Genomic DNA, 5,368 nt, shown 5'->3' with positions numbered 1-5,368 from the left:
TTGAAGCGCTGGATCATGGTGCCCATAGCGCCATCAAGAATGGCGATGCGGCGCTCCAGAATGCCTGGCAGCGCCTGCGCGCGGGTGTAATGGATGGGCTTCATGGTGCGGCTCACTGTGTGGATTGAAACAAGTGAGCGCAGTTGGAGTCCCCAAGCCTGACCGGTTCTGCGTGGATGGCAGACCCCGGCTGCAGCGCCCCTTGGGTCCGCCGATTTTAGACGAGTGTGGCAGCGGTGGCTTGCCCGACAATAGGCGCGTGCCCCATTCGCAGATTCTCCGAGATATTTTTGGCTATCCCGCATTCCGCGGGCCACAGCAAGCCATCGTGGAACACGTGATTGCCGGCGGCGACGCGCTGGTCCTGATGCCCACCGGCGGCGGAAAGAGCCTGTGTTACCAGGTGCCGGCGATTGCACGCCAGCAGGCCGGGTTGGGCGCCACGCTGGTGATATCCCCGCTAATTGCGCTCATGCACGACCAGGTGGGCGCGCTGCACGAGGCCGGCGTGAGCGCCGCGTTTTTAAACTCCACCCTGAGCAGCGATGAGGCCTACCAGATTGAGCAGCAACTGTTGCGCGGTGAGATCACGCTGTTGTATGCCGCGCCGGAGCGGGTGGCCAATGCGCGATTTCTGGCGCTGCTCGACTCCTTGTTTGAGCGCGGCAAGCTCAGCCTGTTTGCCATTGACGAGGCACATTGCGTCAGCCAATGGGGCCACGATTTCCGGCCGGACTACCGCAACCTCACTGTTTTGCACCAGCGCTACCCCGGCGTGCCGCGCATCGCGCTGACCGCCACCGCTGACGACCTGACGCGCGCCGACATTCTGGAGCGCCTGCAGCTCGAAAACGCGCGGGCCTTTGTCAGCAGTTTTGACCGGCCAAACATCCGCTACACCATCGTTGAAAAGAAGGACGCTACTACCCAGCTGCTGCGCTTTATCGGGCGGGAGCATGAAGGCGAAGCGGGCATCGTGTATTGCCAGAGTCGCAAGAAAGTCGAAGACATGGCGCAAACGCTGGAGGATGCCGGCATCAAGGCCCTGCCCTACCACGCGGGGCTGGACGCGCAGGTGCGGCAGACCAACCAGAACCGGTTTTTGCGCGAGGAAGGCATTGTGATGGTGGCCACCATCGCCTTCGGCATGGGGATTGACAAGCCGGACGTGCGCTTTGTGGCCCACCGCGACATGCCCAAAAACATCGAAGGCTACTACCAGGAAACCGGGCGCGCCGGGCGTGACGGGCTGCCGGCCCAGGCCTGGATGGCCTATGGCCTGCAGGACGTGGTGAATCAGCGCCGCATGATTGACGAGAGCCCAGCGGGAGACGAATTCAAGCAGGTGATGCGCGGCAAGCTTGACGCGCTGCTGGCGCTGGCCGAGGCCACCGACTGCCGCCGCGTGCGCCTGCTGGGCTACTTTGGCGAAAAAAGCGGCCGCTGCGGCAATTGCGACAACTGCCTGCACCCGCCCGCCGTCTGGGACGGCACCGACGCCGCGCGCAAGCTCTTAAGCACGATTTACCGTATCCAGCAAATGAGCGGCCTGAGCTTTGGAGCCGGGCATCTGATGGACATCGTGCGCGGCAAGGCCACCGAAAAGGTAGCGCAGTACGGGCACGAGAGCCTGAGTACCTTCGGTATCGGCAAGGATTTTTCGGAGCTTCAGTTACGCGGGGTGTTGCGCCAGCTGATTGCCATGGGCGCTGTGGCGGTAGACGCGCAGGCTTTCAACACCTTACAACTCACTGCGGAGTCGCGCGCGGTGCTCAAGGGTGAAGTGTCGGTGATGCTGCGGGAGTCGGTCTCGGCGCCGGCGGAGCGCAAAGGGCGGCGGGATGCCCGTTTGGGCGCGGTGGTGAAGGCGCCGATTCAGCTCGATAGCGAGGGCTTGATGCGCTATTCAGCGCTAAAGGCCTGGAGGGCAGAGGTAGCGCAGCAACACAACTTGCCGGCCTATGTGATTTTTCATGACGCTACGCTGGCGGCGATTGCCCAGAAGGCGCCGCAAACGATTTCGGACTTGCAGGGTATCAGCGGGATTGGGGCTAAGAAGCTGGAGGCTTACGCGGCGTCAGTGCTGGAAGTCGTGGCGCTGCAATAGGGATACTCAGCAAAACCTCGCGGTGCGCCAGCAGCTCCCATCGGGCCTCCTGCCAAACCACGCGGTATTGGCCTTTGGGGGCGGCGCGCCGCGCCAAGGTGATGAATTCGCACAGGTTGCCCCAGCCCTGCAGGTCATGTGGCAAGACGATCAGCCTAAACCCCGCGACTGCACCTGCATCCGCCCCGGCATTGCGGCTACTTTGCGCCGTTGCACCTGGCGCTTGCGGCCCCAGTGCAACCCAAAACTCGGCCCCCGGCAGCAGCTTGAGCCCCAGGCGGGTGGCCTCCCCGTGCGCACGCACCACCCCGGCCACCGAACATTCGTCAGTGATGGCCAATGCGCTGTAGCCCAAGGCGGCGGCACGCTCAACCAGTTCCTGCGGCTGCGAGGCAGCGCGCTGAAAACTGAAACTGGACAGGCAATGCAGCTCGGCGTAGGCGGGGGGCAATGGGGTAAGAGTCGGCTCCATGGGCCAAAAACACAAATACTGATTAAAAACACAGTATATGCAGATTCAACCTCAGCAGCGCCCACCATCCCGTGGCGAGCACGCTTTCTGCAAATCTTGGGTATTTTGCTGCCCGTGCGGGGTCGCGTGAATCCATAAATGGGCTGCCTGGTTCACGCCAACGACATAAAAAATAGGTTCGTCCGTGGAATCTGTGGGTAGATTTTGATGGTTTTTTGTGGCCAGCGGCGGAATTCACCACCACTACATATTTGATGGCGCGTCCGCCGTGGACAAGCCACCCGCCCACAGGACGAGCCTGTGGACAGCCGCTGCGCGGTGCGTGACTTGACCACCGCTCCCCGGCGTGGAGCCGTTGGCCTGACGCGCTGGCGCTTGCCAACAGCCGTTGAAATAGAAATCGCCCTGAACAACCATTACAGGAACACCGGTGCGATGTCGGTCGTGGTCTACTTCAAATTGGTATGGGCCTGAGTAGCGAGGAATCGGTTGAGCTTTTTGCAAGTCGAGTCAAACGAGCGTTGCTCCTGCTCGGAGAAGCCGCCATGGATTAGAGGCCCTTCGTCGTTGGCGATGGCCTCTCGAACCAGTTCTGCGGCCGGTCGTTTTATGAGTTTGGGCGTGTCATTGATGTCTCGGATGATTTCGCCACCGAGCAGCCACAGGTTGTCGCGGTGCAGGTTACGGGTCTTACGCGACAGCCCCTGAGCGAGGAGGTCCAGCAGGAACGGCGTGAACATTGCAACGATTTGCGCGCCGGGGATGACATCGCGCTCCTCGCCACACCAACTTGCCGCCCAGGTTGCCAAATCCGGGCAGTAGCTTGCCAAGGTCGGCGCGGCTAGGATGGTGGTCGATTCTTGCTGGAGTTTCTTTGCCATGCGTCTGATCTCGATATTGAACCAGTGTTACCACTTCCCCGGCTTCGTCTACGTCGTCGCACGTCTGGACAAGTCCAGCAACAGTATCGAAGTCGAGGTGCGCGAACGCAGCAATTCCAAAGGGAAGTGTTCCATCTGCATGAAGCCAGCTCCGACCTACGACCATCAAACTGTCAGGCGCTTCGAGTTCGTACCCTTCTGGGGCTTCATGGTTTTTCTACTGTACCGTATGCGTCGGGTGAGTTGCCCACAGTGCGGCGTGAAGATCGAAGCGGTGCCGTGGGGTTGCGGCAAACACCAGATGACCACCGCCTATATCCTGTTCCTGGCGCACTGGGCCAAGAAGTTGTCGTGGAAGGAAACCGCCCTTTCGTTTCGCACCTCGTGGGACAAGGTCTGTCAGGCGGTTGAAGTGGTGGTGGCATGGGGGCTTGAGCATCGCACGCTGGGGCCGATTCAGGCCATCGGGGTTGATGAGGTGGCCTACGGCAAGGGTCACAAGTATTTGACGCTGGTCTACCAGATTGATGCGCAATGCACCCGGTTGCTGTGGGTTGGCAAGGAGCGCACGGTCAAGACGTTCGAGGGATTCTTTGACATGATCGGAGAAGACTTGTCGGGCAAGATTGAGTTCGTCTGCTCCGACATGTGGAAGCCCTACCTGCGGGTGATCCGTGAGCGCTGCAGCAATGCACTCAATATCCTGGATCGCTTTCACATCGTGGCCAAGATGAATGACGCACTCAACGATGTGCGCGCAGCAGAATCACGCAGGCTGGTGGCCGACGGTTACGAGCCCGTGCTCGCAAAGTCACGTTGGTGCGTACTCAAGCGCAAAGAAAACCTCACCGAGAAACAAGGCGTGCGTCTGCGTGACCTTTTGAAATACAACCTGCAGACGGTGAGGGCCTATTTGCTCAAGGAGCAGTTCCAACAGTTCTGGGATTACGACTCGCCCACCTGGGCGGGAAAATTTCTGGATCAGTGGACAGCCTTGGTCATGCGTTCGCGCATCGAGCCGATGAAGAAGGTTGCCAAGACGCTACGCAGCCACCGTGAATTGATCCTCAACTACTTCCGAGCCAAAAAGCAGTTCTCCAGTGGCGTTGTGGAGGGTTTGAACAACAAGGTCAAAGTGACCATGAGAAAATCCTACGGGTTTCGCACGTTCCGAATCACAGAACTCGCCCTGTATCACGTACTTGGCAAGCTTCCTGAGCCACAACTCGCCCACAGATTTTACTGACGAAGCAAAAAAGAAATGAAAAGGCAATAAAAATGGCACCGAAGTGCCAGGGCTAGACAGCCAACAAGTGACCTCTGCCCCTAGCGTTTGAGCCAGGGACTGCGGATCACACGTCGACCGAATTTGGGCTGTCCAGAAGCACTGATGCCAGCGCGACTGGGATCAGTTGGGCTGGCATCAATGGAATCTGTGGACAAATTTGATGAGGTGGCATGCACCTCGGGGTCGGGTGGCCGCGCCAGCCCGAGTTGTTTTTCGAGTTCGCGCCAGTGGCGCTCCTCAAAGCGGTCCAGACCGAAACTTGACGCGGCAGCCCGGGCGTACACATAGCAGTCCAGGGCTTCGTTGCGCTCGCGCATCTTTTGCCACTCGCGGTGGGCGAAGCCGTTGCGGTCGTGCCGTGTGATCAAACTCTCGGCGCACAACTGCTGCACGTATTCCGCGTCCACCTTGGGCAGGTGGACAAATCCGGCTGGGTAAAGCGGTGTGCTGCCGTCCGAGCCCACATCAGCCGCTTTGCGTAGGTTGTTGTAAAGCTCCATCTTGGCCATGCCCACCGCCACCGAATACAGCTTGATGCCTCGGCGCAGCTTCTTTCCACCCTGTGTTACATCAACCGCCGTAGGCGTGCCAATCAACGCCGCGCCACCCATCGCCCCACT

Annotated in this window: 4 protein-coding genes, 1 pseudogene and 1 riboswitch; of the genes and pseudogenes, 2 read left to right on the top strand and 3 right to left on the bottom strand. The window is 59.9% G+C overall.

All coding sequences use genetic code 11. From position 1 onward, the window contains the following. Window positions 1–128: 128 nt before the first annotated feature. Window positions 129–208, bottom strand: a riboswitch (S-adenosyl-L-homocysteine riboswitch). A 51-nt stretch (window positions 209–259) separates the two neighbouring features. Beyond that, window positions 260–2,107, top strand: coding sequence for a DNA helicase RecQ (gene recQ, locus Q0O05_RS11050; protein ID WP_293663045.1), 1,848 nt, complete (start codon window positions 260–262; stop codon window positions 2,105–2,107). Between the two features lie 61 nt (window positions 2,108–2,168). On the opposite strand, the pseudogene Q0O05_RS11045 reads toward recQ, so the two are convergent. After that, window positions 2,169–2,579: pseudogene (locus tag Q0O05_RS11045) on the bottom strand (PHP domain-containing protein); the annotation flags it as partial. Between the two features lie 449 nt (window positions 2,580–3,028). Next, window positions 3,029–3,460: a hypothetical protein gene (locus Q0O05_RS11040; RefSeq protein ID WP_293663043.1), complete on the bottom strand. Its 432-nt coding sequence runs from the start codon at window positions 3,458–3,460 to the stop codon at window positions 3,029–3,031. On the opposite strand from Q0O05_RS11040, the gene Q0O05_RS11035 reads away from it, so the two are divergent. Further along, the gene (locus Q0O05_RS11035; RefSeq protein WP_293663041.1) at window positions 3,459–4,706 is read left to right on the top strand and encodes an ISL3 family transposase; all 1,248 of its coding nucleotides are present in this window, start codon (window positions 3,459–3,461) and stop codon (window positions 4,704–4,706) included. The two genes, Q0O05_RS11040 and Q0O05_RS11035, sit on opposite strands and share 2 nt — an antisense overlap. A gap of 80 nt (window positions 4,707–4,786) precedes the next feature. Here Q0O05_RS11035 and Q0O05_RS11030 read toward each other — a convergent pair. Continuing rightward, window positions 4,787–5,368 (bottom strand): terminase gpA endonuclease subunit (locus Q0O05_RS11030; protein WP_293663039.1); only part of this gene is annotated, 582 nt, incomplete at its 5' end.

Source organism: Rhodoferax sp. OV413, from assembly GCF_945881795.1.
In the GTDB taxonomy this organism is placed as follows: Bacteria; Pseudomonadota; Gammaproteobacteria; order Burkholderiales; family Burkholderiaceae_C; genus Allorhodoferax.
Note: the sequence above shows the minus strand (reverse complement) of the source record. Positions and strands in the feature narration are given on the sequence as shown.

What these genes read in the sequence shown, in the direction of transcription:
- Q0O05_RS11035 (WP_293663041.1), top strand. Translation starts at nt 3,459, where the DNA reads ATGCGTCTGATCTCGATATTGAACCAGTGTTACCACTTCCCCGGCTTC.
- Q0O05_RS11040 (WP_293663043.1), bottom strand. Translation starts at nt 3,460, where the DNA reads ATGGCAAAGAAACTCCAGCAAGAATCGACCACCATCCTAGCCGCGCCG.